The 2925-nt window shown below is 40.7% G+C and carries 4 protein-coding genes; all 4 read right to left on the minus strand.

Going from position 1 to position 2925, the window contains the following annotated elements:
• The coding region (locus ABD76_RS18335; RefSeq protein ID WP_197256132.1) for an IS630 family transposase at positions 1–502 on the minus strand (502 nt) is incomplete at its 3' end.
• Positions 503–587: 85 nt separating this feature from the next.
• Positions 588–974 (minus strand): hypothetical protein, encoded by a 387-nt coding sequence (locus ABD76_RS18340; protein WP_197258639.1) that lies wholly within the window; start codon positions 972–974, stop codon positions 588–590.
• A gap of 404 nt (positions 975–1378) precedes the next feature.
• On the minus strand, positions 1379–1651 hold the full coding sequence (locus tag ABD76_RS18345; RefSeq protein ID WP_197258640.1) for a hypothetical protein: 273 nt from the start codon (positions 1649–1651) through the stop codon (positions 1379–1381).
• An 84-nt stretch (positions 1652–1735) separates the two neighbouring features.
• Positions 1736–2925 (minus strand): IS4 family transposase (locus ABD76_RS18350; RefSeq protein WP_242069277.1); only part of this gene is annotated, 1190 nt, incomplete at its 5' end.

A 2925-nucleotide genomic window follows, 5' to 3' on the forward strand; every position in this document is an offset into this window, starting at 1 on the left:
TTTTTAGAGCCGGAAACGTTTCTTCGACAAACTGTTGTTGTTTAACAGGGTCTGCAGCGGCAAGCGTATACGTCGGTTTCGTATAGCTCATGCCCATATGTTCCATCATCTTCGAAACGCCGCGCAGCGAATAGGTACATCCATACGTACGCTCAATGTAGTCTGCTATCAGTTGCAACGTCCAATTGAATTTGGCGGTGAATCCAACGTCTGCTGGCACCTGGTTCACAATGACTTGCTTCAATGCGTCCCGCTGTTCTTTCGTCAGGCGTGGGGATCGCCCGGGAGAGAATTGCATGGCCAAGCCCGACAACCCTTCTTTTTCATAGGCGCGGATGTAAAGGCGAATAGTTTTCTCCGAACGACAGATGATCGTGGCAATCTCGCGTACAGACTTGCCCATTAATCGTAAACGTACGGTTTGAAGTCGCTCGTACATGCGGCGATCCTTCGTCGTTCTTATTCGTTCTTCAACTGCAGCCAGCGCTTCCTTGTTATCCATCTCATTCACCGCCTCATTCAGGGTATTTCTGAATTCGACAATGATGGGACAAAACCCTCCTGTTATGGAAGTTCAATAGTTTATTCTATATAGAAACTTTATTTTTTACGATAATAAAAGGGTTAATAAAAGGGTTGTTTTCAAATAGATTATTTAATTTTAAAGCAGTGTCGTACTTTTCAATGCTTTCTTGTTCCTTATTGTATAAAGCTAGTAGGTGATTTATAAATCGAGCATAATTTGAATAATTTTCTGGTTTATAATCATCTATGTATATATTATGTTCAATTTCTTTAGCCAAATATATTATACTTCCCAATGAAATAAAATCTTCATTCTCTTCTTTTTTTATATTTTGAAGTAAACTATTTAACCATTGCTCTATTTTATTTTTATTTGGAATGCTATGACCAAATTGTCGGTAAATATCCGTCGCCATTTTTGTACTTAATAAATAATTTGTATCCTTCATATTTTTATCTTGAGTATTCTATAATAGAAAGTAACCGTCATTAGATTGCAAAGAATTAACAAACCTAATGATATTCGATGCCTTCTTGCTACCTAATTTATTGGCTTCAACTGAATGAGTATATAACCATAAATCATATAGAGCTCCGTTATTTCCATCGTAAAAAAATTGCTCGACATCATAATTTTTTAATAAATCAGCATATGATTTGTCAAGTTCTTGACTACCAATTTTACTAATCGCCTGAGTAGTATAAAAAAAATCATATAAATCGATTTTGATTAAATCTGAATTTGCGTTACTGTTATTTACTTGTTTATAGTTTGAAAAGAAGATGATAATTCCCAACGAAAAAAATATAACCATAAGAAATGTTATCTTTCTTTTCTTAATCGAACAACCTCTTAATCCCAATTATATAGTATTTCATCTTTTTCTCCATATATAGTAATGTTTGTTTGTAAGCTCATGCCATGAGTATCCTCATCGTGTACAATAATGTAACTGAATTGATTTGGACTTGTGTCTTTAATGACCTCTTTATTGCCAAATGTAACTACTATTCTTTTCATTTTTTCTTGGATACTTTTATCATTTACTCTGAGCATAACATAGGAGTATCCCCCGTCTGCGCCAAGCACCTCTACCGGCTTTTCCCTTCTTTTATGTGTGGTCAACGTCTTCGCATACTCGATTTTTCCGTTTCTGTTGAAAACACTATAGGAACCGATCAGACATGTTGATTAACCAAATTGTGTAACTCAAACAAGCCCGGCAGGGCTGAATTTTTCTCTTATCCTCTGCATCTTAACGAGCCATTCGGGAGGAAGGGAATTTAGCCTAAATAGACGTGCAAAGTGAATAAAGGACAGCTTTTGATGCCTAGATACGACCCCTTGAGTGGTATCAAATAACCATTTGAGTAACACGTAAACGATGAGAGCTACAAACAGCTGCCCGTACACGGCATTTTCAGTTGTCCCGAACAAAGTAGGGATATTCAAGTGCTGCTTGATCCAGCGAAAGAAAACCTCGATTTGCCACCGGGCTTTATACATCTGTGCGATTTCTTCTGGGGTCACTTGCATGAGATCGGTAACGACGCGGAGTTCTCGGCCATCGAAATCTTGGAAGGTAACGACGCGATGCCGCTTCTTGGATCGACATTGCTCTGTTCCAAGTTGGCACGTAATGTCCCGGATGACCGGGCTGTTAGGCTCTTTTTGCCGGCGTAGAGCACGTGGTTTTTCAAGATGAACGTTATCACGCAGTCGAACGACAAAGGATTGACCTTCTTCTTTGAAACGATCTAATCGTTCGAGCTTCCCGTAAGCCCGGTCCATAACCATAATGTAATCCAAATGGGTTAAGCTTTCACAGAGCGGACCATCATGTTTCGAACCAACCGTTTCGACCACGTTTAGAGGGGAGTCGCATTGGGCTTGCAAAGAAACATGTAGCTTAATGCCCGAACGCTCACCATGGTAAGGGGCCCAGGGCAAGCGAGTTTTTCCTACCGTTACGGTCGTCGAGTCAATCAAAAGCAATTCTTTAGGAAAGGCCAGCTTTCGGGTCGTTTGACGATTACAGGTTTGGATGAGCCGGTGTAGGAGCTCCTTGAATACAGCAAAGGGAACCTCAGCTGCCTTTCCGGAAAAACTGGAATAATGGACAGGAAGCAAGCCGCTGGCTGCTGCATGAACCACACCTGAACGGTAGCTATCCCATTGTTCAGAGGCAGCCATCGCCCAATATTGTAGCAAATGATGGACGGTAAACTTGCGGGCCTTGTCTTTATAGCCGGCGAGTTCGATTGCAGAATCGATTTCTTCTGCAGGCAAAACGGATTGAAGGATGGACAGGATCGTGGTAGACTTTTTCATGGAGTCGCCACCTTTCTTCGGTTGAGTTTGTAGGCGTACAAACATTTTACCGGGTGTGCGGCTTTTTT

The organism is Paenibacillus dendritiformis (genome assembly GCF_015845845.1).
GTDB lineage: Bacteria > Bacillota > Bacilli > Paenibacillales > Paenibacillaceae > Paenibacillus_B > Paenibacillus_B dendritiformis_C.